23 protein-coding genes, 2 tRNA genes and 1 riboswitch are annotated in these 26,276 nt (G+C 61.1%); of the genes, 8 read left to right on the forward strand and 17 right to left on the reverse strand.

Going from position 1 to position 26,276, the window contains the following annotated elements; all coding sequences use genetic code 11:
• Positions 1-158 precede the first annotated feature (158 nt).
• The 4 genes from C5J26_RS23735 to C5J26_RS23750 all read right to left on the reverse strand — a co-directional run bounded on the left by C5J26_RS23735 (position 159) and on the right by C5J26_RS23750 (position 3,211).
• Positions 159-788 carry a hypothetical protein gene (locus C5J26_RS23735; protein ID WP_105404040.1) on the reverse strand — a complete coding sequence of 210 codons (630 nt, stop codon included), beginning with the start codon at positions 786-788 and terminating at the stop codon, positions 159-161.
• Positions 789-954: 166 nt separating this feature from the next.
• The gene (locus C5J26_RS23740; protein ID WP_105404041.1) at positions 955-1,944 is read right to left on the reverse strand and encodes a site-specific integrase; all 990 of its coding nucleotides are present in this window, start codon (positions 1,942-1,944) and stop codon (positions 955-957) included.
• Between the two features lie 101 nt (positions 1,945-2,045).
• Positions 2,046-2,121, reverse strand: a tRNA-Thr gene (locus C5J26_RS23745).
• A gap of 133 nt (positions 2,122-2,254) precedes the next feature.
• Positions 2,255-3,211, reverse strand: coding sequence for a nitronate monooxygenase family protein (locus C5J26_RS23750; RefSeq protein WP_105404042.1), 957 nt, complete (start codon positions 3,209-3,211; stop codon positions 2,255-2,257).
• A 248-nt stretch (positions 3,212-3,459) separates the two neighbouring features.
• Between C5J26_RS23750 and C5J26_RS23755 the strand changes: the two genes are divergently transcribed.
• Positions 3,460-4,689 (forward strand): hypothetical protein, encoded by a 1,230-nt coding sequence (locus tag C5J26_RS23755; protein ID WP_105404043.1) that lies wholly within the window; start codon positions 3,460-3,462, stop codon positions 4,687-4,689.
• Between the two features lie 4 nt (positions 4,690-4,693).
• On the opposite strand, the gene ppk2 is transcribed toward C5J26_RS23755, so the two are convergent.
• A complete protein-coding gene (gene ppk2, locus C5J26_RS23760) occupies positions 4,694-5,575 on the reverse strand; it encodes a polyphosphate kinase 2 (protein WP_105404044.1) in 882 nt (293 codons plus the stop codon).
• A gap of 280 nt (positions 5,576-5,855) precedes the next feature.
• On the opposite strand from ppk2, the gene phoR reads away from it, so the two are divergent.
• Positions 5,856-7,037 (forward strand): phosphate regulon sensor histidine kinase PhoR, encoded by a 1,182-nt coding sequence (gene phoR / locus C5J26_RS23765; protein ID WP_105404124.1) that lies wholly within the window; start codon positions 5,856-5,858, stop codon positions 7,035-7,037.
• A 128-nt stretch (positions 7,038-7,165) separates the two neighbouring features.
• Here phoR and C5J26_RS23770 read toward each other — a convergent pair whose 3' ends face one another.
• Both C5J26_RS23770 and C5J26_RS23775 read right to left on the reverse strand, forming a co-directional pair.
• Positions 7,166-7,603: a PACE efflux transporter gene (locus C5J26_RS23770; RefSeq protein WP_105404045.1), complete on the reverse strand. Its 438-nt coding sequence runs from the start codon at positions 7,601-7,603 to the stop codon at positions 7,166-7,168.
• A 186-nt stretch (positions 7,604-7,789) separates the two neighbouring features.
• Positions 7,790-8,326 (reverse strand): GcrA family cell cycle regulator, encoded by a 537-nt coding sequence (locus tag C5J26_RS23775; protein WP_046664813.1) that lies wholly within the window; start codon positions 8,324-8,326, stop codon positions 7,790-7,792.
• Between the two features lie 408 nt (positions 8,327-8,734).
• Between C5J26_RS23775 and C5J26_RS23780 the strand changes: the two genes are divergently transcribed.
• From C5J26_RS23780 to C5J26_RS23790, 3 genes are all read left to right on the forward strand, one after another.
• The gene (locus C5J26_RS23780; protein WP_046603194.1) at positions 8,735-9,931 is read left to right on the forward strand and encodes an aspartate aminotransferase family protein; all 1,197 of its coding nucleotides are present in this window, start codon (positions 8,735-8,737) and stop codon (positions 9,929-9,931) included.
• A 53-nt stretch (positions 9,932-9,984) separates the two neighbouring features.
• Positions 9,985-10,902 (forward strand): ornithine carbamoyltransferase, encoded by a 918-nt coding sequence (argF, locus tag C5J26_RS23785; protein WP_105404046.1) that lies wholly within the window; start codon positions 9,985-9,987, stop codon positions 10,900-10,902.
• Between the two features lie 212 nt (positions 10,903-11,114).
• Positions 11,115-12,104: an Hsp33 family molecular chaperone gene (locus tag C5J26_RS23790; protein ID WP_105404047.1), complete on the forward strand. Its 990-nt coding sequence runs from the start codon at positions 11,115-11,117 to the stop codon at positions 12,102-12,104.
• 38 nt (positions 12,105-12,142) lie between these two features.
• Here C5J26_RS23790 and C5J26_RS23795 read toward each other — a convergent pair whose 3' ends face one another.
• The 3 genes from C5J26_RS23795 to C5J26_RS23805 form a co-directional block, all read right to left on the reverse strand.
• Positions 12,143-13,729: a tannase/feruloyl esterase family alpha/beta hydrolase gene (locus C5J26_RS23795; protein WP_105404048.1), complete on the reverse strand. Its 1,587-nt coding sequence runs from the start codon at positions 13,727-13,729 to the stop codon at positions 12,143-12,145.
• Positions 13,730-13,844: 115 nt separating this feature from the next.
• Entirely contained in the window at positions 13,845-14,237 is a 393-nt protein-coding gene (apaG, locus tag C5J26_RS23800) for a Co2+/Mg2+ efflux protein ApaG (protein WP_046603197.1), read from the reverse strand.
• A gap of 172 nt (positions 14,238-14,409) precedes the next feature.
• Entirely contained in the window at positions 14,410-15,594 is a 1,185-nt protein-coding gene (locus tag C5J26_RS23805; RefSeq protein WP_105404049.1) for an O-succinylhomoserine sulfhydrylase, read from the reverse strand.
• Between the two features lie 43 nt (positions 15,595-15,637).
• Positions 15,638-15,716, reverse strand: a riboswitch (SAM riboswitch).
• Positions 15,717-15,789: 73 nt separating this feature from the next.
• On the opposite strand from C5J26_RS23805, the gene C5J26_RS23810 reads away from it, so the two are divergent.
• From C5J26_RS23810 to C5J26_RS23820, 3 genes are all read left to right on the forward strand, one after another.
• Entirely contained in the window at positions 15,790-16,884 is a 1,095-nt protein-coding gene (locus C5J26_RS23810) for a 2'-deoxycytidine 5'-triphosphate deaminase (RefSeq protein WP_172746047.1), read from the forward strand.
• Positions 16,885-16,937: 53 nt separating this feature from the next.
• Positions 16,938-17,011: transfer RNA gene (locus tag C5J26_RS23815), tRNA-Gly, on the forward strand.
• Positions 17,012-17,165: 154 nt separating this feature from the next.
• Complete coding sequence (locus C5J26_RS23820) at positions 17,166-18,575, forward strand: aspartate aminotransferase family protein (protein WP_105404050.1); 1,410 nt, start codon at positions 17,166-17,168, stop codon at positions 18,573-18,575.
• Positions 18,576-18,672: 97 nt separating this feature from the next.
• Here the strand turns inward: C5J26_RS23820 and C5J26_RS23825 are convergent, their stop codons facing one another.
• The 7 genes from C5J26_RS23825 to glpD all read right to left on the reverse strand — a co-directional run bounded on the left by C5J26_RS23825 (position 18,673) and on the right by glpD (position 26,198).
• Entirely contained in the window at positions 18,673-20,403 is a 1,731-nt protein-coding gene (locus C5J26_RS23825; RefSeq protein WP_105404051.1) for an ABC transporter substrate-binding protein, read from the reverse strand.
• Positions 20,404-20,478: 75 nt separating this feature from the next.
• Complete coding sequence (locus tag C5J26_RS23830) at positions 20,479-20,760, reverse strand: DUF2160 domain-containing protein (RefSeq protein ID WP_105404052.1); 282 nt, start codon at positions 20,758-20,760, stop codon at positions 20,479-20,481.
• Between the two features lie 16 nt (positions 20,761-20,776).
• On the reverse strand, positions 20,777-21,604 hold the full coding sequence (locus C5J26_RS23835) for a carbohydrate ABC transporter permease (RefSeq protein WP_046630625.1): 828 nt from the start codon (positions 21,602-21,604) through the stop codon (positions 20,777-20,779).
• Positions 21,605-21,620: 16 nt separating this feature from the next.
• Positions 21,621-22,487, reverse strand: coding sequence for a carbohydrate ABC transporter permease (locus C5J26_RS23840; RefSeq protein WP_046610946.1), 867 nt, complete (start codon positions 22,485-22,487; stop codon positions 21,621-21,623).
• 3 nt (positions 22,488-22,490) lie between these two features.
• Positions 22,491-23,561: an ABC transporter ATP-binding protein gene (locus C5J26_RS23845; protein ID WP_037087140.1), complete on the reverse strand. Its 1,071-nt coding sequence runs from the start codon at positions 23,559-23,561 to the stop codon at positions 22,491-22,493.
• 11 nt (positions 23,562-23,572) lie between these two features.
• A complete protein-coding gene (locus C5J26_RS23850) occupies positions 23,573-24,643 on the reverse strand; it encodes an ABC transporter ATP-binding protein (RefSeq protein WP_105404053.1) in 1,071 nt (356 codons plus the stop codon).
• Positions 24,644-24,683: 40 nt separating this feature from the next.
• A complete protein-coding gene (gene glpD, locus C5J26_RS23855; protein ID WP_105404054.1) occupies positions 24,684-26,198 on the reverse strand; it encodes a glycerol-3-phosphate dehydrogenase in 1,515 nt (504 codons plus the stop codon).
• Positions 26,199-26,276: the final 78 nt, after the last annotated feature.

Genomic DNA, 26,276 nt, shown 5'->3' on the forward strand with positions numbered 1-26,276 from the left:
GTTCGACGGTGGCCGGGGGCGGTCTCATCCCACAAGGTCCCTCGCAAATTTTGTGGCGGATTTATGGAAAATGCTCACTCACCATTCCGGGAAAGCGTGCCTACAACAGCTTATTGCGCTCTAAGCTGTTACCGTAGAAGCCTGGAGGGAAGGCTTTCTTATTGAAACAGTAAAGAAAGGGCTTGCCGAAACTCAAATTCCAAAATCACTTGAATGAACGTGATCACAGTCGGGACGAGGAGTAACCCAAAACCGACGGTGTATGAGATCAGGGCGACCAGCCTAAATGCGAAATACTTGACATTCAGAACACGATAAAGCTCTCCCATCGGGTCCGCTAGCCTAATTGGATCTACCTCGTGGCGCTCTCCGTAATCAAACTTGGGCGCGTCGCGAGCTAGCGGCGCAGTGTCAGTTCCCTTCTCTATTAAATCTAGCAAATACTGCAGATTTCGAGGTTGGCAAAAATAGTCCCTTTCAACCCCGAAAAACGCAGCCGCCGAATCGTATTTCTTGATGAGGGTCGGGCATCTCAGGTTGTACAGCGCCGCGCCTATCGCTATCGAACAGCAGCCGAGATAAAGTAGGAAGAGTCGCAACGATGAGCTGCAACCTGCTGGTTTGCAAAAATCGGCATGTAGGTTGAGATACTTCACGATCTCCGCGTTGAAGAGCAGCAAGTATCCGACCAGCGGCACTGCGATTGTTGCTTTAGCAACGGGGGAATTACCCAATCCGCGCAGGACGCTCCACCTCGTTTTATGATCAAGGAATTCAACGATTTCCATTCTGCACTCTTCCTCCTACTGCTTGCTCCGCACCGCTCCAGCTGGCACACAGAGATTGTACTCGAGCACGTTTAGTTCGACTATTCTGGTTAACGAAACGACTAAGCAAGAGGCGGAGCAGTTAGAACGAGTATTATTTAAGGGCAAAAGTAGCGGTGCATTGTAGTCATCCTAGTTTCGCCAGAACATGCGCCGCCGTCATATGCGTGTAGCGGAACAGCATTCGTGGGTCTTTGTGGCCGCTGATCAGACTGACCTCGGGGATGGAAAGGCCGCGCTCGAAAAAGCGGCTGATCGCCTCGTGGCGCAGGTCGTGGAAATTGAGGTCTTCGATTTGACTACGTTCGATGACGCGCCGCCACGAGCATTTCACCGCCTCCCTTGTTAGATCGAAAATCCGGTCGGCTGTTCCGGCTGACTTCTTAAGGATGCGGAGGGTTCTGACGCATCGGCGGGTGAGCGGGATCGTTCGGCTCTCGCCGTTCTTCGTCACCGGGATGAGCCAGCGCCTTGCCGCGAGATCGATGTGGCTCCATTTGGCCGCCAGCAGTTCGCCTTGCCGCATGCCCGTTTCGATGGCCAGGAGAATGAGCGCTCGCATACCATCCCGCTTGCATTGCTTAGCGGCGCGGAAGAGGGGGATAAGTTCGCCTTTCCGGACGCGGCGGTCGCGCTTGTTCGCCCCTCCCGGTTTTGAGACTGACTTGATTGGATTGGACCGCAGCGGGATTGACCATTCCTTCATCGCGATATCGAAGGCGTGCTGCAGCATCGCCAACTCGCGTTTGACGGTGCAAGGGAGGACAGTCCGTAGCCGGATGTCGCGGTGCTCGGCAAATGTCGCGCCATCGATATGAGCTAAAGATCGCTTAGACCAAGGCTGGCGAAGCATCGCGTTGACCATGATGGTCTCATACTCAGAGCCGCGCTTCTTCGGCACTACCTCATCCCGATAGCGCTCAAGAAGTTGACCCACTGTCGTTCGGGCGAGAACTCTTGGATCGGCGGGCAGACCGATCTGCTCCGCTTCGATTTCGGTGAGCCGCGCCCACGTCTTTGCATCGTCGAGTCGGGTGAATGTTTTGGAAATAGGATTGCAGCCCTGAACGCGGACCTGAACCTGATATTTTCCATTGCGCTTGCGGATTGTTGCCATTGCAAACCTCTGCTGTGACCGTGGTGTGACAGCGATGAATTGCAATGAATGTTGGTGACCGGCGATCCTCGGTTAACCCATTGAGGGGTCGAGGGTTCGACTGGTGCCGCTTGCAGGACTCGAACCTGCGACCCCATCATTACGAATGATGTGCTCTACCACCTGAGCTAAAGCGGCACGGGCAGCGGCCGGTTTTGCCGGGGCTGCGAGTGATGCGGCTGATACAGGCAATGACCTGCGATTTCAAGCCGGGTTTTGGGCTTCTCGACGATTTTCCTGAAATGACGGTTATTATTATCCAGCCGTTCGTTCAGACCGTAAGGCGCTCGCGCGCCGCCCGGTATTCGTTTTCCAGCCGGTCGACGAGTTCCGCGACCGGAACCACCGCCTTGACCGCACCGACGCCTTGGCCTGCCCCCCAGATCTCCTTCCAGGCCTTCGGCCCGCTGACCGCCTGTTCGAAATCCATCTTGGACGGATCGGCGACCGGAAGGGCGTCCGGGTCCATGCCGGTGGCGGTGATCGAACCCTTGAGGTAGTTGCCGTGTATGCCGGTGAAATAGTTGGAATAGACGACGTCGGCAGCATTCGAATCGACGATCATCTGCTTGTAGCCATCGGCGGCGCGCGCCTCCTTCGTGGCGATGAAGGGCGAGCCGATATAAGCCATGTCGGCGCCCATGGCTTGGGCGGCAAGGATGCCGCCGCCAGTGGCGATCGCGCCGGCGAGCAGCAGCGGCCCGTCGAACCATTCCCGGATTTCCTGCACCAGTGCGAAAGGAGACAGCGTGCCGGCATGCCCGCCGGCGCCGGCAGCGACCGCGATCAGCCCGTCGGCGCCCTTGCGGATCGCCGAATTGGCGTGGCGGTTGTTGATGATGTCGTGCAGCACGATGCCGCCATAGGAGTGTACGGCGGCATTCACCTCCGGCACGGCGCCGAGCGAGGAGATGACGATCGGCACCTTGTATTTCACGCACATCATCAGGTCGTGCTCCAGGCGCTTGTTGGAGGTATGGACGATCTGGTTGACGGCAAAGGGAGCGGCAGGCCTGTCGGGATTGGCGGCGTTATAGGTGGCGAGATCCTCGGTGATCATGGCCAGCCACTCGTCGAGCTGGCTTTCCGGCCGCGCATTGAGCGCCGGGAAGGCGCCGACGACGCCCGCCTTGCATTGCGCCAGTGTCAGTTCCGGATGAGAAATGATGAACAGCGGCGACGCGACCACGGGCAGGCGGAGCCTGTCCTTGAGGACTGCTGGAAGCATGGATTAAAAACCTCCCGATTGACCTTTACGCAAACGTAAATCCGTCTACCAGATCGCGGGAGGCTCGAAAAGCCGGTGGAAAGATTTTCGAAGCAGATCTCCGCAACGCCCGGCAGGGGCTCCCGACATATCCTGTCCTTATTTTTCGCCATGGTGCAGTCGAAGGCGGTGCTTGCAGTTCCGCGGCGGAGGGGTTACCGAAACGTAAACTCCCGCGCGGTGGGAATGACGATGAAGAAGGACCGGCAGTGAGCGGTTTGGAAACGGCCATCAGAAACGCACTGGATCGCTCGAACCGGGCGGACCGGGAGATCAGGGCGCGTATTTATCAGTCGGCGCGCCAGGCACTGGACGCCGGCCTTCGCAAGCAAGGCGTTACCGACCGGTTGATCATCATGCAGCAGCATGAACTCCTGGAGCGGAAGATTCACGAGATCGAAATGGCGGAAGTCGAGCGTCTGGTGGAACCGGCGCCGGGACCTGCCGTGGAGCTCGAACCGGAACTGCCATACGCCGCGGAACCCATGGCGGTGGAGTCTCCGGTCATGCCAGCCAGCCCGCGGCCGGAGGCGACGCCACGGCCGGCGGCACCTTCGCCTGTCGCGCCGTCCATCGATACCGTTTCGGGTGAGGTGCGCGCTCCATCTGCTGCTGCGGTTATGTCCTCCGGCGATCTCGGCGGCGTCAGCCCCGCGCGCGGCGAGCGGATCGAAGCCGAGCAATTCCAGCCGGAACCTCCGGCGAACGCGGCAAAACCGGGCAAGCCGAACAAGAACGCCCGCCCGTCCTCCGATAGCGGCCTGGACGTTCCCCCGGAACGGGCCGCCAAACCGCGAAAGCGTCGGGGTTTCCTGTCGCATCTCCTGACCTGGGTCATCACCCTTGGCGTGGTCGGCGGCGCCTGCTGGTGGTTCTATCAATCCGGTCTGGTGCAGTCGATCGTCGAGGAAGCGATGAAGTCGGCCGACCGCTCGGTCGCCGGCCAGGCGGCGGGAGGCCCGGTCGCCTTCGATCCGCGCCGCGGTTTTTCCGACGAGTGGGTGGAAATCTTCGTGCCCGCCAAGGCGGCGGAAATGAAAGCCGGCGGTCAGGCGAAAGTCGAGGCGGTGGCCGCATCGGAAGGGCAGGCCGTGCGCATCGCATCGGCAACGTCAGGCGACGGCGGCGATGTCTCGGTCGAAGTGCCGCCGGAAGTGCTGCGCGAAATGGCCGGCAAGAGCTCGACGGTGGCCCTGACCCTGCAGTCGGGGCAGAACAGTTCCGTGCAGCTGTCGGTCCGCTGCGATTTCGGAAGCCTCGGCAACTGCAGTCGTCATCGCTTTACGGCAACGCAGGAGAAGCTGGAGGCACTCTTCCGGGTAACCTTCGAGCGGTCGCTTGCCCCCAACCGGCCCGGCCGCCTGATCTTCAACAGCGGTATCGACGGCGCGGACCGGGCGGTGCTGCTCTATTCGGTGCGCATCCTGCCCGGCCAATGACCCTTTATCTCAGGAACTTCGGGCCGAAACCGAAGATCTTGTCGTCGATCTCGCCGATGGCGTCCTTGTCCTTGCCCTCATAGTCGAGCGACAGCAGGATATGGCGAATGACGTTGAGGCGGGCGCGGCGCTTGTCGTTGGCCCGCACGACGGCCCATGGCGTCTCCTTGTTGTGGGTCCGTTCGAGCATCGCGTCGCGTTTCTCGGTGTAATCGTCCCACTTGTTGAACGCGGCGATATCCATCGGCGACAGTTTCCAGATCTTGAGCGGGTCGTGCCGCCGGTCATGGAAACGCTTGAGCTGCATCTCGCGGCCGATATCCAGCCAGAACTTGAAGAAGATGATGCCTTCGTCGGAAATCGTGTCCTCGAAGCGCGGAACCGCTTTCATGAAATCCTTGTACTGTTCCGGCGTGCAGAAACCCATCACCGGCTCGACCCCGGCCCGGTTGTACCAGGAGCGGTCGAACAGCACGATCTCGCCCGAGGTCGGGAAATGCGAGATGTAGCGCTGGAAATACCACTGGCCGGCCTCGGTCTCCGTCGGTTTGTTGAGCGCCACGACGCGGGCCGAACGCGGATTGAGATAGGCATTGATCGAAAAGATCGTGCCGCCCTTGCCGGCCGCGTCGCGGCCCTCGAACAGCGCCATCATCCGCTTGCCGGTCGCCTTCAGCCAGAACTGCACCTTGACGAGTTCGACCTGCAGCTTTTCGAGCTGCTTGGCGTATTTGTCCTTGTCGAGCTTGTCGTCATGGGGATATCCGCCGGAGCCAAGCGCATGCTCCTCGATCCAGGCCGGCAGTACCGGGTCGTCGATATCGAACTGCTTGAGCTTGCCGTTGATGTCGATGCTGACTGCTCGGCTTTCGGTTTTATCCGCCATGATAGTGCTTCCTCCGATCGATCCGCCGTACGGGGCGGTAGCCGATATGTAACGCAAGTTCGAAATTCCGCTACTCTCCGGATAACGCCAATTTTCCAATATCCCAACGGAAGCGATGTATATCTGTCATGCAAGGGATATATGAGCGCGTGTTCAACCTGTGAAAGCTGCGAGTCTGTCTGTGGAGTCGGTACTGGAGAAATGGCGTCGGGGTCTGGGCACGCTCGTTGCGAGAGGCCGCCAGGAACGCGCTCTGCTGTTGCTTCTGACCCTGCTGGCGATGATCGCGTTCCTGATCGGTATGGACTGGGTGGGCGTCCTGGTGGGCTGGCTGCTCCTAGTGCTGGTCGTCGTCGGCCGCAAGCCTGCCGTCCTTCCGCCGCCGGCCCCGGTGATCGTCGAGGAAGAGCGATCTGGCTTCCAGCCGCTGCCCCAAGTGGCAGCGACGCTCAGCGCGCTGGACATTCCGGCTTTCGTGCTGGGCGATGATATAACTGTCCTCCACCAGAACAAGGCGGCCGAGAAGGCCTTCGGCATCCTTTCTCCAGGTTCGCATCTTTCGGCCCGGCTGCGGTCCCCCGGCATTCTCGACATGGTGCGGGAAACCATCGCGACTGATGAGCCCAACCAGATCGAGCATTCCGAGCGGTTGCCTTCCGAGCGCGTCTATACCCTGCGCATCGCGCCGATCGATCTCGGCCAACCGGTCCAGCAAAGCTCCGACGGAGTGGCGCAGAAGCTCTATCTCCTCTCTTTCAGGGACATTTCGGAACTGCGCCGCATCGATCGGATGCGCTCGGATTTTGTCGCCAATGCCAGCCATGAGCTGCGTACCCCGCTTGCCTCGTTGCGAGGCTTCATCGAGACCCTGCAGGGGCCGGCGCGCTCCGACGCTGCCGCGCACGAGCGGTTCCTCGCCATCATGTTCGACCAGGCGACACGCATGAGCCGCCTTGTCGACGATCTCATGTCGCTGTCGCGTCTGGAGCTCAAATCCCATATCGCACCGGATCAGACGATCGACCTCAAGCCGCTGATCGGTCATGTGCGGGACGCGCTGGTGCCGCTCGCCGACGATCTCGGAGTGGAAATCCGCACGCACCTGCCGGAAGGCAAGGTGGAAGTGCTGGGCGACCGCGACGAGCTCGTCCAGGTTTTCGAAAACCTGATCGAGAACGCCTGCAAATACGGCCAGGAAGGCAAGTTCGTGGACGTTTACCTCAGGAACGGTGCTTCCAATCCGGTGGAAGTGACCGTTGTCGACCAAGGGCCGGGCATTCCGGCCGAGCACGTTCCGAGGCTGACCGAGCGCTTCTACCGGGTCAGCGTGGCCGACAGCCGTTCCAAGAAAGGCACCGGCCTCGGCCTTGCAATCGTCAAACACATCCTGACCCGCCACAGAGCCCGCCTGATCGTGAAGTCGGAAGTCGGCAAGGGAAGCGAGTTCACCGTCAGGTTCTGACAAAAGAGAGTGCTATCGACGTCCCATATCCGGCGCCTCGGGGAGGCGCTCAACTTCTCCAAACATGCAGGGTGTCATCCGCACCGTCCGCGGCGCGGATTATTCGATGGAAACCTCGAGGAGCGGCGTCAGGTCGCCTCGGTCTGCTGCTGCCATTCCGGCAGCGGAAAGATGCGGTCATAGGCCCAGTTGAACACGAAGGCATAGACCACGTAGAAGACAGCGAACGACACGTCCATCGTCAGCGCATGCATGAGGCTGATGCCGAGATACCAGGCGATCAGCGGCAGAAGCGCGATCAGCAGACCAAGTTCGAACAGCACCGCATGCGCCACGCGTATTGCGGTGTTTTTCTGCGTGCCGCCGGTAAAGCGCTGCATCAGGTGGTCGAAGCCGAGATTGTAGAGATAGTTCCAGCCGGTGGCGATCGTCGCACTGCCGATGCCGACCACGCCGATATCGGCGGCCGGCATGCCGAAGGCGAAGGCGCCGAGCGGTGTGATGAGAGCGAGCCCGATCAGTTCGAAGCTGATGGCATGGCGGATACGGTCGCGAGTCGAGCGCATGATGACCTCCTGGGTGCTTTCCGGGTCGTCCCGGAGTTTTTGCCCGAATGGGGGAGGTCGTCCTCGCCGTCTTTCAGATAGGTGCAATGCCGATCCGGAGCAAGGCTTGGCCGGCATATCTGCCATGCGCAACAAAAAAGCGGGCCTGAGCCCGCCTTCGATCTTGTCCTCGTGTCGCGCCGCCGCTCAGACCCGAGCAGCAACCTTGCGGCGCTCGTTGACCGGCTGGTAGGCGAGCTTTGCATGATAGCCGCAATAGGGCGATGCATCCGGGGATTCACAGCCGCAGAAGTGGAAGTCGTCCTTGAGCGGATCCCCGACCGGCCACTTGCAGGTGCGCTCGGTAAGCTCGGTCAATGCAAGGCGACGGGAGATCGGCACCACCACGTTGGAGGCGGGACGATATTCCATCTCCTGATAGGGTTCGATTTCGACCTCTTCCTTGACCATCGTCGCGCCGACGGCGCGGGTAACGGTCCGGGTCGTGACGCGCGATGCATAATTCGGAGCCCGCGGCGCCGATGTCGTGCGCTTGGCCGCAGCTGAGCGGCCCGTCGCTACCGTGCCGCCGGCTTTCGCCCGGCCCGGCAGGCTGAGACGGTGCACCTTGCCGATAACGGCATTTCGGCTTACGCCTCCAAGTTGCGCTGCGATCTGGCTGGCGCTGAGGCCCTCCGACCATAATCTTTTGAGCTTCTCGACACGCTCGTCTGTCCAGTTCATGCCCGTTCTCCGCCTTTGAACGTTGCTGGCATGCAGAATCCTTCCACCTTTGCTGCGAAATTCATTTCGCAGCACCCACTATATCTATGCTTGAGGTGACTAGTTCCGCCGCATGCAGTCTAGTAATTGATCTTTAACCTAGTGTGAGGCTGACTCCGTGGCAAGAGTCGGGGGAATCTGCGGGAATCGATTTCGTGGTTTTCCCCAACTTGCTGTCCGGGAGAGTCATTTTTGTCACATTGGCCGGCGCCTGCCGCTTTCCGGCCCGGGCCTGCCCAAAACGCCGAGCTTTGTTGACATTGATGGCCTAAACCCCGATAGTGCCCCCGCCGCCCAGTGGGCGGCATTTTTGATTTTTTCGGCCCCTTCCATGGGCCTTTCTGGACTGCCTAGAGGAGTGATGTCGCCATGGCTGAAGCCGCGCTTTTCGACACTTTTGCCCGGGCTCCGCTGCGTTTCGAGCGCGGCGAGGGCGTATGGCTTGTGACGGAAAGTGGGGAGCGATATCTCGATTTCGGCTCCGGCGTCGCCGTCAATTCGCTTGGTCACGGCCACCCGCACCTCGTCGGCGCGCTGAAGGCGCAGGCCGACAAGGTCTGGCACACGTCCAACATCTTCGAACAGCCGGGCCAGGAGACGCTGTCGCGTCGTCTCGCCGACAATTCCTTCGCGGACAAGGTGTTCTTCACCAATTCCGGCGCCGAGGCGCTCGAATGTGCCATCAAGACCGCGCGCCGCTATCAGTTCGTGAAGGGTCATCCGGAGCGCTTCCATATCATTACCTTCGAAGGCGCCTTCCACGGCCGTACGCTGGCGACCATCGCCGCCGGCGGCCAGGCAAAGTATCTCGAAGGTTTCGGCCCGAAGGTCGAAGGCTTCGATCAGGTGCCGTTCGGCGACATGGACGCTCTGAAGGCCGCGATCACCGATGCGACCGCGGCTATTTTGATCGAGCCGATCCAGGGCGAGGGCGGTGTTCGGCCGGTTCCGAAGGAATTCCTCCAGGCGTTGCGCCAGGTCTGCGACGACAACGGCCTGCTGCTGATCTTCGACGAAGTGCAGACCGGCGTCGGCCGTTCCGGCAGGCTGTTCGCCTATGAGTGGGCGGGTGTGGCGCCGGACATCATGGCGCTCGCCAAGGGCATCGGTGGCGGCTTCCCGCTCGGCGCGTGCCTTGCCACGGCGGATGCCGCGTCCGGCATGACCGCTGGCACCCATGGCACGACCTACGGCGGCAATCCCCTCGCCACGGCGGTCGGCAATGCCGTGCTCGACGTGATCCTGGGCGACGGCTTCCTGGAAAACGTCCGCGACGTTGCCTTGGTGTTGCGGCAGGGGCTCGCGAGCCTCAAGGACCGCTTCCCCGACGTCATCGAGGACATTCGTGGCGAAGGCCTGCTGCTCGGCGTGAAGGCGAAGGTGCCCGCGGGTGATCTGGTTGCGGCCATACGCGGCGAATACATGCTGACCATTCCGGCCGGCGACAATGTGGTGCGTCTCCTGCCACCGCTCACAGTCACAGCGGAGGAAGCCCGAGAAGGGCTTGCCCGTATCGAGAGGGCGGCGGAAAAGCTTTCCGCTTCCGAGATGAAAAAATCGGCCTGAGCGGGCAAAAGGGGGACGCCGTTGCAGGTTTCCCGCTTCACAGGGAACATCAAATGGCATCTCCCAAGCATTTTCTCGATCTTTCTGCCGTTTCCCCGGCTGATCTCAGGGCTATTCTCGACGACGCGAAGGTCCGCAAGCAGGCGACCAAGGCCGGTACCGCGGAAAAGCCGCTCGCCGGCAAGATGCTGGCGATGATCTTCGAAAAGCCCTCCACGCGCACCCGCGTATCCTTCGATGTCGGCATGCGCCAGCTCGGTGGCGAAACGCTGTTTCTGTCGGGTACCGAAATGCAGCTTGGCCGCGCCGAGACGATCGGCGATACGGCCAAGGTCCTGTCGCGTTACGTCGATGCGATCATGATCCGCACCACGGATCACGCCCGCATGCTGGAGCTTGCCGAACACGCGACCGTGCCGGTCATCAATGCCCTGACCGACGACACGCATCCCTGCCAGATCATGGCCGATATCATGACCTTCGAGGAGCATCGCGGGCCGATCGCCGGCAAGACGGTCGCCTGGACCGGCGACGGCAACAACGTGCTGCATTCCTTCGTCGAAGGTGCTGCTCGTTTCGGCTATCGCATGAACATGGCGGTACCGATGGGCTCGGAGCCCTCCGACAAGTTCCTCAACTGGGCGCGCAACAACGGCGGCAACATCATGCTTTGCCATGATGCCGAAAAGGCGGTTGCCGGCGCCGATTGCATCGTCACCGACACGTGGGTGTCGATGAACCAGGAGCACAAGGCACGCGGCCACAACGTCTTCCAGCCGTTCCAGGTCAATGCCGACCTGATGAAGCGTGCCGACAAGGATGCGCTGTTCATGCACTGCCTGCCGGCCCACCGCGGCGAGGAAGTCACCGACGAGGTGATCGACGGGCCGCAGTCGGTCGTCTTCGACGAGGCCGAAAACCGCCTGCACGCGCAGAAGTCCATTCTCGCCTGGTGCTTCGGCGCCGTCTGAGTTCAACGTCCCGGATGGAGGACGCGGAGAGCCGGCGGCGGCAATCAACCTTGATTTCCGCCCCGCAATCCCCCATTTGTCGGCTTTCAACAATACGCCGTCTTCTGGACTGGCGTTTCAACACACATCGTCGACGTCTTTTCCTCCGGCCAGCGGTTCCGCTTGGGCTGGCGCTTGTGTAAAGGTTTGGGTCGGCGCGAAGGAGTGAAGTCATGGCGGAAGCGACTGTGGAACTCAACGAACTCGACTTTGCCGGAGACGATCGGGTCGTTCCCTTCCAGGTGGAAGGTCTCGACGTGCGCGGCCGTGCGGTCCAGCTCGGGCCGCTGCTCAACTCCATCCTCAGCCGTCACGAATATCCGGGCCCGGTCGCGCGGCTGCTTGCCGAGGCGATCGTGCTGACGGCCCTGCTCGGCACCTCGCTGAAATTCGATGGCAAGTTCACGGTGCAGACCAAGGGAGACGGCCCGGTCGATCTGCTGGTCGCGGATTTCTCGACGCCCGACAGCCTTCGTGCCTATGCCCGTTATGATGAAGAGGCGCTGGCCGCTGCTGTCGAGGAAGGCAAAACCTCGCCGCCCGATCTTCTCGGGCAGGGAGTGCTGGCGTTCACCATCGACCAGGGCCGCGGCATGCAGCCGTATCAAGGCATCGTGCCGATGGACGGCTCATCGCTCGAGGAGATTGCCGGCGTCTATTTCCGCCAGTCGGAGCAGATCCCGACCAGGGTCCGCCTGGGCGTCGCCGAACTCTTCGACCGCGATGCCGATGGCAAGCCGCGTCACAACTGGCGGGCAGGTGGGCTTGTCGCGCAGTTCCTGCCGCACGCGCCTGAGCGCATGCGCCAGCCGGACCTGCATGGCGGCGATGGTGACGAGCGCGATTTCGAGTTCACCGAGGACGATTCCTGGGCCGAAGCCCGCACGCTGGTGGAAACGATAGACACCGACGAGCTGACAGACCCGCGGGTTGCAATCGAACGGCTGCTGTTTCGCCTGTTCCATGAGCGCGGCGTGCGGGTCTATGCGCCGCACCCGGTGTTCGATCGCTGCAGCTGCTCGCGCGACAAGATCAAGGGCGTTCTCTCGGGGTTCTCCGCCGAGGAGATCGAGGCGAGCGAGGAAGACGGGGAGATCGCCGTCACCTGCGAGTTCTGCTCGACCACCTATCGCTACAAGGCGGATGAATTCGCCGCAGCCTGATTGTCGAACGGCGGGAGTTTCCTCCCGCCGTTTTCACGTCAAGGCATCTTGCATTCGAAGTTCGCGCCGTCTTTCAGGTCGCCGCTGCCGGAATATCTGGCTGATTGGGGATAGGGGCAGAGCGGACGCGTCATCACCGGCTTACCCTCCTTGATCTGCTTCGCCTGGATCACCGTCGGCGCCTTGCCGTTCTCCACCCAGTCCATCAGCGGCGTGAAGGCATCGAAGACATCCGTGCCGTAACCCGCGGTGCAGTGGAACATGCCGGGCACCATGAACAGGCGGTAGAAATCCGCCGTCCGCTCGGCGCCCATCTGTTTGCGGACGGCTTCATAATAGTTGACGCCCATCATCGGGTTGAGCGCCGGGTCGGACCAGCCGAAATAGGTGATCATCCGCCCGCCACGCTTTTGGAATTCGCTGAGATCCGGGTTGGTGGCGTCGACGATCTCGCGGATCGCGCCGATCTTCGGATATTCGCTATCGAAGTCGAACGTCTTCCAGTCGATCGCCTTTCCGGAGGCGGGCAGCATCGCCATGTTCTTGACGAAGGTCTCGCCATAGGCCAGCTGCCGGCTCGGTCCCTGCTCGGATACCATCCACATGTCCCAGCCGCTCACACCGGTCGGATCGACACCCTCGGTGCCGAACTGTACGCCGGGGAAAATCGTCTCCCCCTTGATCTTCACCCCGCCGGCGAGCGACTTCAGCGTTTCCACCTGCGCCGACGTAAAGCAGTCGGCACCGCCTGCCTCACATGTCTTCAGGTCCTTGGCCGGATCGAAATTGCATTGACGGGGATCGGCGATCAGCGCGTCCTTGGCACCGTCGATCGCATCGCATTTGTCCATCACCGCCTTGGCGAACACCGGAAGCTGAGCCCGGCTGATCGGCGCCTTGAGCAGAGCCCGCGCATTCCAGACGCCCCAGATTTGCGTATTGGTGAGATCGAGAACCGGAGCTCCGGCAAGGATGCCGTCGAAATCGCCCGGATAACGCTGCGCCGCCATCAGGCCCTGGCGTCCGCCGGTCGAGCAGCCATCCCAGTAGGAGAAGGAGGGATGCCGGTCGTAATAACGCGCGGCAATCGCCTTGGCGGTGTCGACGGTCACATGCACCGCGCGTGAACCGTAGTCGATCAAGAGGCCAAGGTCTTGTGCAAAATCCCCGAGCTTGTAGGTGACCGCATCGTGACCGGTATTCTGCTGGACGGTGAGGAAGCCTTTCGAAAGCGCCGCATTGCGGGTGGCGACCCGTGAAGGTGCCGCAAGGTCCTCGCCCGCGTAGCCGCCATTGCCGAACATATAGAGCCGCCGGTTCCAGTTGTCCGGCAGGGTGATCTCGAACCGAACCTGTGGCCGGATATAGCCGGTTACCTGGCAATGGCCGGGGACCGTTCCCATGCCGGCCACATGCGCGGCCTTCAGCGTCGTGACCTCGGCAAAGGATTGACCGTTCAGCATGCCGCAGGCGATCTGCGGTGACACGGTGGCGGAAGTGAAATCCGGCCTGTCCTTCTGATCGATGAAACTGCTCTTGTTCTGTGCGAGTGCCGGGGTAAAGGCCGCAAGCGCCAGAAAGGCGCAGGGCGCCAGCAGAAAGGCCCGCTGAAGCGATCGTGTCATCAAGTTCTCCTCCCAAAGACCGGTTGACCACGTCAAGATGCCGCAGGAGGGGAGGGGTAACAAATAGAAAAACCGACGCCACCCATAACCTGCAGGTTGTCGTCGGTAGCGCGGTTTAGTTGAGGACGCGCATCAGGCCCGGTGAATCCAGGGAGAAAGCCGGGATCGTCACCTCGAAGGTCTCGCCTTCGTCGGTCTGCATGTCGTAATGGCCGAACATCAGGCCGGATGGTGTGTCGAGAGGACAGCCCGAGGAATATTCGTAGCTGTCGCCCGGCTTCAGCCGCGGCTGCTCGCCGACGACCCCCGGCCCGTCGACTTCGTCGACGATGCCGTTCTGGTCGGTGATGTGCCAGTAGCGATGCACCAGCTGCACGGTGAGCGTCGAATGGTTTTCGATGACGATGCGATAGCCCCAGACATAGCGGCTCTCTTCCGGATTGGATTGCTCCTCCAGATAGTAGGGTTCGACGGCGACATCGATATCTCTTGTCCGGGCGCGATACATGCGACACCTCAACAAATCTAACTTGGTTCGATATTGTACAGAGGCGCCGCAACGTCAAGAAATCTCGCGGTTTGAACAACCGAGTGTGAGCATTTGTTGAAGTTAAGGATAACCGGGATGGTGAATTTCTGGTCGATCCACCACCCCGGCCACGATCTTGAAAAGCGAACGCTTACACGCCGGCCTTGGAAAGCGCCCGGGCGAAATCCTCGATCAGGTCGTCGGTATCCTCGATACCGGCCGACAGGCGCACGGTGCCGGGCGAGATGCCGAGTTCGGCCCGGGCCTCGTCCGTGAGGTTCTTGTGCGTCGTTGTCGCCGGATGGGTGATCAGGCTCTTGGAATCGCCGAGATTGTTGGAAATCTTGACGATTTCCAGCGCGTTCTGCAGCTTGAAGGCCGCTTCCTTGCCGCCCTTCAACTCGAAGCAGACGAGCGTCGAGCCGGCCTTCATCTGCCTGGCGATGATATCGGCCTGCGGATGGTCCTTGCGGCCCGGATAGATGACCTTTGCGACCTGCTTCTGCTCGGCGAGGAAATCGGCGATCTTCGAAGCGCTTTCCGTCTGCTGCTTGACGCGCAACGGCAGGGTCTCGATGCCCTTCAGCAGCGTCCACGCATTGAACGGCGACATCGCCGGACCGGTATGGCGGAAATAGTCATGCAGGTTCTCGTCGATCCAGGCCTTGTCGGACAGCACGACGCCACCGAGGCAGCGGCCCTGGCCGTCGATGTGCTTGGTGGCGGAGTAGACGACGATATGCGCGCCGAGTTCCAGCGGCTTCTGGTAGAGCGGGGTCGCAAACACGTTGTCGACGACGACCTTGGCGCCGATCTGGTTGGCGAGCTTGGCGACGCCGGCAATATCGACCACTTCGAGCGTCGGGTTGGTCGGGCTTTCCAGGAAGAACACCTTGGTCTTCGGCGTGATCGCCTTTTCCCAATTCTCCAGGAAGCGGCCGTCGACCAGGGTGCATTCGATGCCGTATTTCGGAGCGAGCGTCTCGACCACCCAGCGGCAGGAGCCGAACAGGGCGCGGGCCGCGACGATATGGTCGCCGGCCTTCAGCTGGCAGAGGATCGCGGCGGTGACGGCGGCCATGCCCGAGGCGGTGGCGCGTGCGTCTTCGGCGCCTTCCAGCATGCACATGCGCTTTTCGAACATGTCGTTGGTGGGGCTGCCGTAACGCGCGTAGATGAAGCCGTCTGTCTCGCCCTTGAAGCGGGCTTCGGCCGCTTCCGACGTGTCATAGACGAAACCCTGGGTCAGGAAGATCGCTTCCGAGGTTTCGCCATATTGCGAACGCAACGTGCCGCCGTGTACGAGCTGGGTTGCCGGGCGCCATTTGTTAGTCATGCGTGTCCTCTTTCAGAACAAAAAAACCGGTCGCATAAGCAGACCGGTTTCGCACCCGGTCTTTTTAGCCACTTATTTAACGTGGCTGCAAGCCGACCGGCCAAATCACCACGGGATAAGATTGGCATAGCGCCGCGCCCCGCTTGCGTCAATGGCTCGCATTTGGTTTTGTCGCGTCGAAAACTTGAGAGAGACATGATGGCTCGCGAAACAGGAATCTTGGCGGACCGCGCGATCGCGGCGCTTTTCGACAGTGGACGGCTGATCTCCGAGCGGGAGCTCGACCTGGATCAGGTTCAGCCCGCCAGCCTCGACCTGCGCCTCGGCGCCAAGGCATTCCGCGTCCGCGCGAGCTTCATGCCGGGCCCGACGAGCCTCGTCTCCGACAAGCTCGATCGCCTCAAGCTGCACGTGATCGACCTCTCCGAAGCCGCGGTGCTGGAAACCGGCTGCGTCTATATCGTGCCGCTGATGGAACGGCTCGACCTGCCGGCCAATATGTCTGCCTCCGCCAATCCGAAAAGCTCCACCGGCCGGCTCGACATCTTTACCCGCGTGATCACCGACTACGCGCAGGAATTCGACAAGATCCCGGCCGGCTATTCCGGCCCGCTCTACCTTGAAATCTCGCCGCGTACTTTCCCGATCGTGGTGCGCCGCGGTTCGCGCCTGTCGCAGATCCGTTTCCGCGTCGGCAACGCGCTGCTTGGCGAGCCGGCCCTTCTGCAACTCCACAACGACGAAACCCTGGTCGCGTCCGCCAAGCCGAATGTCTCGGGCGGCGGCATCGCCCTGTCGATCGATCTTTCCGGCGACAGCGTCGGCCTGATCGGCTATCGCGGCAAACACCACACGGCCGTCGTCGATGTCGACAAGAAGGCGCAGCACGACATCTTCGATTTCTGGGAGCCGCTTTACAGCCGCGGCCGCAACGAGCTTATCCTCGATCCCGACGAGTTCTATATCCTCGTCTCGCGCGAGGCGGTGCATGTCCCGCCGCTCTATGCCGCCGAGATGACGCCCTTCGATCCGCTGGTCGGCGAATTCCGCGTCCACTATGCCGGTTTCTTCGATCCGGGCTTCGGCCACGAAGCGGCGGGCGGACGCGGCAGCCGCGCGGTGCTCGAGGTGCGCAGCCACGAAGTTCCCTTCATCCTCGAAGACGGCCAGATCGTCGGCCGCCTGGTCTACGAACACATGCTGGAAAAACCCGAAGGCATGTACGGCGCAGGCCTCGGCTCGAACTATCAGGCACAAGGCCTGAAGCTGTCGAAGCATTTTCGCGTCTGACACCACCTCCGGCTTGACAGTCGATGCCGTCTGTTGGAAATCTGCAGACCGACGCGGGTGTAGCTCAATGGTAGAGCAGCAGCTTCCCAAGCTGAATACGAGGGTTCGATTCCCTTCACCCGCTCCATTTTCCCGCCACACGCACCAGCTGCCTTTCAGCCTGAAGGGCCATTTATCGCCCCATCAATCAATGACGGGACTGCGAGGTTAGGGGAATTGCGCATCGTGTGGTAGCTTGGCGCAGATAGCTGCCCAGTCCCGACGACACGGAGGTAGGGTCCATGGCTGAGGGCATAGACGCACTTTTCGCGCAGGCGGCGCATTTGGCCGCCGGGTTCCGCCAGGCAGATCCTCAGCTCCACCGGCCACAACTGCAATACCAGGAATGTCTGGCGACGCTCGTCGAAGATCTCCAGGAGGAGACGCTTGCGATGGAGGACGTCCTTCTTCATCTCGTGGAAAAGGCCGAGCCGGGCCTCCACCGAATGACCGGCCCGCGTTTTTTCGGCTGGGTGATCGGCGGCTCGCATCCGATGGGCGTGGCGGCAGACTTCCTGACAAGCGCCTGGGGACAGAATGCGGGTAATCACACCGCGTCCCCTGCCGCCGCGTCTTTCGAAAAGGTGGCAGCCACCTGGCTCCTTGAGGTTCTGGGCCTGCCTGCTCAATGCTCCGTGGGTTTCGTCACGGGAGCGACGGTGGCTAATTTCAGCTGCCTGGCCGCCGCGAGAGGCGAGGTGCTTCGCCGGGCCGGCTGGGACGCCGACGCAGACGGGCTATTCGGTGCGCCGCCGATCACTGTTGTCGTTGGTGACGATGCCCACACCACTGTTTTCTCAGCCTTGCAGTTTCTGGGGCTTGGGCATGACCGCGTCGTCCGGGTAGCAACAGACAGGCAGGGGCGTATTCTTGCCCGGCATTTCGAAGAGGCGGTCAACAAGGCGGCTGGTCCAACGATCGCCATCCTTCAGGCGGGACAAATCAACACAGGGGCCTTTGATCCGTTCGCCGAACTTATCCCGGTCGCTAAGGGCAGGGATGCCTGGATACATGTGGATGGTGCATTTGGCCTATGGGCCAAGGCTTCTCCTTCGACCCGGCATCTTTGTCCTGGAGTGGAGTTGGCGGATAGCTGGGCCACCGATGGCCATAAGTGGCTTCAGACCCCCTATGACAGCGGCTATGCGATTGTAAGGGACGAAGTCGCCCACCGGCGCGCCATGACGATCGCTGCCAGCTACCTCCCCATCGCGGCGGAAGGGGAGCGGGACCCGTCACACTACGTGCCGGAGCTTTCGAGGCGAGCACGCGGCTTCGCGACCTGGGCAATGATGAAGCACCTCGGCCGAAACGGCATCGCCCGTCTCGTCGAAGGTTGCTGTTCCGCCGCGCGGATCATTGCCGAACATCTGTCGTGCGAGCCGGGGATCGAGATCCTGAACGACGTCGACCTCAATCAGGTGATCTGCCGCTTCGGCTCGGATCTCTCGACCGCCGATGCCGACGAGGTGACGAGAAGGACCATTGCGCGGCTACAGCGCGAGGGAACGATCTTCGTGACCGGAGCCAGGTGGAGAGGGATCGATGTCATGCGGATTTCGGTAAGCAACTACCGGACCGACGCGAGCACGGCGAAGCTGGCCGCGGAGACGGTGTCGGCTGCGTTCCGGAAGGAACAGTTGGGCAGCTGAGCTGCGGCAGGCCATCCATCCAGGTTCAAGCGGCCCCGGCGACAGGGACCTTGCAGTCGGTGGCCGCCGGGCGCGTTGAGCGCCCGGCGAACCGGCTTTACTTCTTGGTGTCAGCCCAGCTCTTTACGAGCTCGTCGTAGTTGACGGTGACGGGCTTTTCCTTCTCGTTGGCGACCTTGAGCTGGGGAGCGAGGTTGCCCTTGGCGACCGCCTCCTTGTTCCAGTATGCGAGGTCGTGTTCCTCGGCGAGCTTCGGACCCATGTCACCCTGGACCTTGGCGCGTTCCAGGCGCTGCAGGACCTTTTCCTGCTCGGCGCAAAGGGAGTCCATGGCGGCCTGGGCCGTCTTGGCGCCCGAGGACGCGTCGCCGATCGCCTGCCACCAGAGCTGCGCGAGCTTCGGGTAGTCAGGCACGTTCGTGCCGGTCGGCGACCACTGGACGCGGGCCGGTGAACGATAGAACTCGATCAGGCCGCCGAGCTTCGGCGCGCGGTCCGTGAAGCTCTTGTGCCGGATGGTGCTCTCGCGGATCAAGGTGAGGCCGACATGGCTCTTCTTGACGTCCACCGTCTTCGAGGTGACGAACTGGGCATAGAGCCAGGCCGCCTTGGCGCGGTTGGTGGGCGTGGACTTCATCAGCGTCCAGGAGCCGACGTCCTGATAGCCGAGCTTCATGCCGTCCTTCCAGTAGACCCCGTGCGGAGACGGAGCAAAACGCCATTTCGGCGTACCGTCCTGGTTCATGACAGGCAGGCCGGCCTTCACCATGTCGGCGGTGAAAGCGGTGTACATGAACATCTGCTGGGCGATTTCGCCCTGAGCCGGTACGGGTCCGGACTCCGAGAAGGTCATGCCCTGGGCGGCGGCCGGCGCATAGGCCTTCATCCAGTCGAGATATTTCTGGATGGAGTAGACAGCCGCCGGGCCGTTGGTATCGCCGCCGCGTGCGACGCAGGAGCCGACCGGCTGCGACTTTTCGTTGACCTTGATCCCCCATTCGTCGACCGGCAGGCCGTTCGGAAGGCCCTTGTCGCCGTTGCCGGCCATGGAGAGCCAAGCGTCGGTGAAGCGCCAGCCGAGCGATGGGTCCTTCTTGCCGTAGTCCATGTGACCATAGACCTTCTTGCCGCCCACGTCGCGGCCGGTGAAGAACTCGGCAATATCCTCATAGGCCGACCAGTTGACCGGCACGCCGAGTTCGTAGCCATACTTGGCCTTGAAGTCGGCCTTGTTCTTGGCGTCGTTGAACCAGTCGTAGCGGAACCAGTAGAGGTTGGCGAACTGCTGGTCCGGCAGCTGGTAGAGCTTCTTGTCCGGTGCAGTTGTGAACTTCAGGCCGATGAAATCCTGAAGATCGAGGCCGGGGTTGGTGACGTCCTTGCCTTCACCCGCCATCCAGTCGGTCAGCGAGCGGGCCTGCTGGTAACGCCAATGGGTGCCGATCAGGTCGGAATCGTTGACATAACCGTCATAGATGTTCTCGCCGGATTGCATCTGGGTCTGCAGTTTTTCAACCACGTCGCCTTCGCCGATCAGGTCATGGGTGACCTTGATGCCGGTGATTGCGGTGAAGGCCGGAGCCAGCACCTTCGATTCGTATTCATGCGTGGTGATTGTTTCGGAGACGACCTTGATATCCAGGCCGGCAAGCGGTTTTGCCGCATCGACGAACCATTGCATCTCCTTTTCCTGCTCGGCGCGGGAAAGCGTCGAGAGTTCGCCGACTTCCTTGTCGAGGAATTGCTTTGCCTCCTCGGTGCCGGCATAGGCGGAACCGGTCAGAGCCAGCAGCACCGCTGCCGTCGTTGTCATAAGATGCCGTCGCATTTTATCCTCCCAGAGTTTTGCGATTGCAATTTCGTACCGAGTGGCGGTTCTCCCGCCACTTTTTCAGCTTGCCTTTCAGACGAAGCGGAAGACGCCGATTGCGTAGACCACTGCCAGGGCAAGAGCCCACCACAGGTTGGGGCCGATAAGCCCCAACCATGCGAGATGAATGAATGCCGCGCCGAGCAGCGAGATGAAGAGCCGGTCTCCGCGCGTCGTTTCGAAGCGCAGGATGCCGACCCTCGGTGCACCGCCGGGCGCGAAATATTCCCAGATGCTCATGCCGATGAGCAGGGCGAGGATCGTCAGAAAGAACAGGGCCGTCGGCAGTGTCCAGGCCATCCATGAAAAGCTCATGCGTGGTTCCTCCTTGTCAGACCCGGCCGAGGGCAAAGCCCTTGGCGATGTAGTTTCGAACGAAATAGATGACGAGTGCGCCGGGAACGATGGTCAGCACGCCGGCGGCTGCCAGCACGCCCCAGTCCATGCCCGACGCCGAAACGGTGCGCGTCATGATAGCGGAAATGGGCTTGGCGGCCGTGGTCGTCAGCGTCCGGGCAAGCAGCAATTCCACCCAGGAAAACATGAAGCAGAAGAAGGCGGCGACGCCGATGCCCGAAGCGATCAGCGGCATGAAGATCTTCACGAAGAACCGCGGGAAGGAATAGCCGTCGATATAGGCGGTTTCGTCGATTTCCTTCGGTACGCCCGACATGAAGCCCTCCAGGATCCAGACAGCAAGCGGCACGTTGAACAGGCAATGGGCGAGGGCGACCGCGATATGCGTGTCGATGAGACCGAAGGCGGAATAGAGCTGGAAGAAGGGCAGGGCGAAGACGGCGGGCGGTGCCATCCGGTTGGTGAGCAGCCAGAAGAACAGATGTTTGTCGCCGAGGAACCGATAGCGCGAGAAGGCATAGGCAGCCGGCAATGCCGCCAGAACCGAGATCGTGGTGTTTAAGGCCACATAGATGATCGAATTGATATAGCCGTTGTACCAGGAAGGGTCCGTGAAGATGACCATGTAGTTCCTGAGCGTCGGGTTCTGCGGCCAGAGCGAGAAGGCTCCGGTGATCTCGGAATTCTCCTTGAAGCTCATGTTGACGAGCCAGTAGATCGGCAGCAGCAGGAAGATGATGTAGATCGTCGAGACCAGCCAGGAGAGATTGCCTGCAGGCTTGTATTTGATTGTCCTTGCCATGGTTTTCCTCCCTCCTTCAATTGTCTGCATCGCTGCTGGTCATCACGGTGTAGAAGATCCATGACAGCAGCAGGATGATCAGGAAGTAGACGATCGACATGGCGGCGGCCGGACCGAGGTCGAACTGGCCGACCGCTGTCTTGACGAGATCGATCGACAGGAAGGTCGTGGAATTTCCAGGCCCCCCGCCGGTGACCACGAAAGGCTCGGTATAGATCATGAAACTATCCATGAAGCGCAGCAGGACGGCGATAAGCAGCACCCGCTTCATCTTCGGAAGCTGGATGTAGCGGAACACCGACCACCTGGATGCCCCATCGATCTTCGCCGCCTGATAATAGGCGTCCGGAATGGAGACGAGGCCAGCGTAGCACAGGAGCACGACGAGGCTCGTCCAGTGCCAGACATCCATGACAACGACGGTGATCCAGGCGTCCAGAGGATCGCGCACATAGTTGTAGTCGATGCCGAGCGCCGCCAGCGTGTGGCCGAGCAGGCCGATATCGACACGCCCGAAGACCTGCCAGATCGTGCCGACGACATTCCACGGGATAAGAAGCGGAAGGGCCATCAGCACCAGGCAGACCGGCACGCCGATGCCCTTCTTGGGCATGTTCAGCGCGATGAAGATGCCGAGCGGAATCTCGATCGCAAGGATGATGAAGGAGAAAAGCAGATTGCGCTGCAGGGCTTCCCAGAAGCGGGCCGAATGCAGGATATCGTCGAACCAGTCGGTGCCCGCCCAGAAGAAGGCGTTGTTGCCGAACGTATCCTGGACCGAATAGTTCACCACGGTCATCAGCGGAATGGCTGCCGAGAAGGCAACCAGCAGGAGCACGGGAAGCACCAGAAACCAGGCTTTGTTGTTCCACGTCTTTTCCATGGTTCAGGCCTCCCTGCCAACGCGCCACGAATTGGCATAGATATTCAGCGCAACGGGGTCGAAGGTGACGCGAGGCTCTGCCGGAACCTCCGCATCCTCGGAAACGACGATCGCAATCGATTGCCCCCCAAGACTTGCGCGAACGATCCTGCGCCGGCCGATGTCTTCGATGCGCGTCACCGTGACAGGCATGCCCTCCCGGCCGATGCGGATGAATTCCGGCCGGATGCCCAGTTCGATCCGGCCACCCGCATCGAGTTTCGGCGCATAATCGAGGGCGATCGTCTCGGCTCCGAGCTTGATCGTACTCCCATGGATCTCGGCGGGTATCACGTTCATCCCGGGGGAGCCGATGAAATAACCGACGAATGTATGGCTGGGCCTCTCGAAGAGTTCGGCCGGCGTTCCGATCTGGACGATCTCCCCATCGTACATGACGACCACCTTGTCGGCGAAGGTGAGCGCCTCCGTCTGGTCATGGGTTACGTAGACCATGGTGAAGCCGAATTGCTTGTGGAAGCGCTTCAGCTGCGAGCGGAGCACCCATTTCATATGCGGATCGATGACCGTCAGGGGCTCATCGAAGAGGATCGCATTGACGTCATTGCGGACGAGGCCTCGCCCGAGCGAGATCTTCTGCTTCTGATCGGCCGTGAGGCGCTGGGCCTTGCGGTTCGACCAATCGGAGAGGTCGATGATCTCCAGCATCTCGCGGACGCGGCGATCGACATCCGGTTCCGCGATGCCTCTGTTGCGCAAGGGAAATGCCAGATTGTCGTAGACCGTCATCGTGTCGTAGATGACCGGAAACTGGAAAACCTGGGCAATGTTGCGTTCCTGCGTGGAAAGATTGGTGACATCTTTTCCATCGAAGAGGATACGCCCGTGGGACGGCTGCAACAGGCCAGAAATGATGTTCAGCAACGTGGTCTTGCCGCAGCCGGAAGGGCCGAGCAAGGCATAGGCGCCGCCATCGGCCCATTCGTGGTCCACCTCACGCAGCGCATAGGCGGCGTCGGATTTCGGGTTGGGACCGTAGGCGTGGCGGATGTGATCGAGCGTGATGCGTGCCATGTTCGCCGTCCTCAAGCCGCCGCCGCGATGGCGCGGCCGTCTGTTCCAAAAGCCATCAGATGGCGGGTATCCAGGAAAAGCTCGATTTCGGTATCCGGATCGATGTCGTGGATGCCGGGGGCCAGCATGACCCAGCGCACGCCGTTGTAGTGCATGTGCACGAAGCTTTCGGAGCCGGTGATTTCCGAAATCTGCGTCTGGGCCTTGACCCTTGCAGCATTGTCGGTCTGTGCCGCGAGCCCCAGGTGATGGGGGTGGAAGGCGATGGTCACCGGACCGTCCGGCACGCCGGACAGATGCGGCGGCACCGCGAGATTGTCTGCTTGCTGGTATCGGAACGAGCCGCCGGACTTGACCACGTCGATGAAGTTGAGCGGGGGATCGGCAAATGTCTTGGCGGTCACCAGGTCCGCCGGACGACGGTAGACCTCGATCGTCGGCCCGAATTGCGTGATCCGTCCTTCGGAGAGCGTTGCCGTATTGCCGCCGAGCAACAAGGCTTCGGATGGTTCGGTCGTCGCATAAACGAAAATGGCGCCGGATTGCGCGAAGATCTTCGGCAATTCCTCGCGCAGTTCCTCGCGAAGCTTGTAGTCGAGATTGGCGAGCGGCTCGTCCATCAGCACCAGGCTCGCATTCTTGACGAGTGCGCGGGCGAGCGCCGTACGCTGCTGCTGCCCGCCGGAAAGGTTGAGAGGCGTCCGATCGAGATAAGGCGTCAATCTCAACAAGTCCGCAGCACGGCGGACTTCCCGGTCGATGGTCTTCGCATCCTTGCCTGCAATCCGCATCGGCGAAGCGATGTTTTCGTAGACGGTCAGGGCGGGGTAGTTGATGAACTGCTGGTAGACCATCGCGACGTTGCGTTTTTGCACCGCGACGCCGGTGACGTCGGCGCCGTCGAAATACACGGAGCCGCTGGTAGGACGATCAAGTCCGGCCATCAGTCGCATGATCGACGTCTTGCCCGAGAGCGTCGGGCCGAGCAATACGTTCAGCGAGCCGCGATCGAATGCAAGATTGGTCGGATGAATATGATACTCACCCCCCACCATCTTGGCGACGTTGCGCATTTCCAGCATTCGAGTTCCCGTGCCTCCTCACATCGGGAACACATGTCGCTTATCCGGCCATTTTTGCCGGTATAGCGGCCATGTACTCCTCCAGATATTGTCTTTCCGTCTCACTCAACCGCAGACCGTCCTTTGTTCTGCGCCACAACACGTCCTCCGCGCTCATGGCCCATTCACGGTCGACAAGATATTTCACTTCGGCCTCGTAGAGATCGCCGCCGAAATGGTGGCCGAGGTCCTGCATCCTGGTGGCGCCGTCGAGGATCATCGCTGCGCGGGTTCCGTACCGGCGCACCAGGCGCCGCGCATGCCGTTCTTCCAGAAACGGATAGCGGGCTTTCAGCTTTACCACTTCTTCCTCGTAACCCTGCGCAGGAAAATCGCCGCCGGGCAGATGGCTCTTCGCCGTCCAGGAATGGCCTTTTGCTCCGATCGCTTCGGCGATCTTCTCCAGCGCATGTTCCGAAAGACGGCGATAGGTAGTCAGCTTTCCGCCGAAGACGTTGAGCAGCGGTGCGCCCTGAGTGACGTCGACCTTCAGCACATAATCGCGCGTTGCTTCCTGCGCCTTTGAAGCGCCGTCGTCAAAAAGCGGGCGAACCGCCGAATAGGTCCAGACGATGTCGGCCGGTCGCACCGGCTCCCGAAAATACTCGCTCGCGGCATTGCAGAGATAGGTCGTCTCCTCCTCGGAGATTTTCACATCTTTCGGATTGCCGGAATAGTCCCGGTCGGTCGTGCCGATAAGCGTGAAGTCGTTCTCGTAAGGAATTGCGAAAATGATGCGATTGTCCCGGTTCTGAAAGAAATAGGCGCGGGATCCTTCGAATTTCCTCTTCACGACGATATGGCTGCCCTGGACGAGGCGCACATGGCGGGCGTCATTGTTGCCGAACGCCTCGCGGATCACCTGATCCACCCAGGGCCCGGCGGCATTCACAAGCATGCGGGCCTGATAGGTCTCGGTCTTGCCGGTGCGGGTATCGCACGTGCCGATCGTCCAAACACCGTTCTCCCGGCGGGCGGCAACCACCCGGGTACGCGGCAGGATCAGGGCGCCGCGATCGGCGGCATCCCGAGCGTTCAGCACGACCATCCGCGCGTCGTCGACCCAGCCGTCGGAATATTCGAACGCCTTGGTAAAAAGCGGCTTCAGAGGGTTCCCTGCCGGGTCGGTGCGCATGTCGAGCACTGCGGTCGGCGGGAGCAGCTTTCGGCCGCCGAGATGATCGTAGAGAAACAGGCCGAGGCGGATCAGCCATGCGGGGCGAACCCCTCCCTTGTGGTAGGGCAGGACGAAACGCATCGGCCAGATGATGTGAGGTGCCATGGCCCAGAGGGTTTCGCGCTCCATCAGCGATTCCCGCACGAGCCTGAATTCGTAGTGCTCGAGATAACGCAGGCCGCCGTGGATGAGTTTGGTGGCACCGGAGGAGGTGCCCGAGGCAAAATCGTCCATCTCCGCGAGTGCGACCGAATAACCCCGTCCGGCCGCATCGCGTGCGATGCCGCAGCCGTTGATGCCGCCGCCGATCACGAAGATATCGTGGATTTTTTGACCCATCATTTCCCTCGCTGATCCGAAACGGCAGCAAGCCACTAGGCATTGTGAACTTAAAATGGATTAAATCGAAAATATTCC

The sequence above is a fragment of the Neorhizobium sp. T7_12 genome (assembly GCF_002968535.1).
Taxonomy (GTDB): domain Bacteria; phylum Pseudomonadota; class Alphaproteobacteria; order Rhizobiales; family Rhizobiaceae; genus Neorhizobium; species Neorhizobium tomejilense.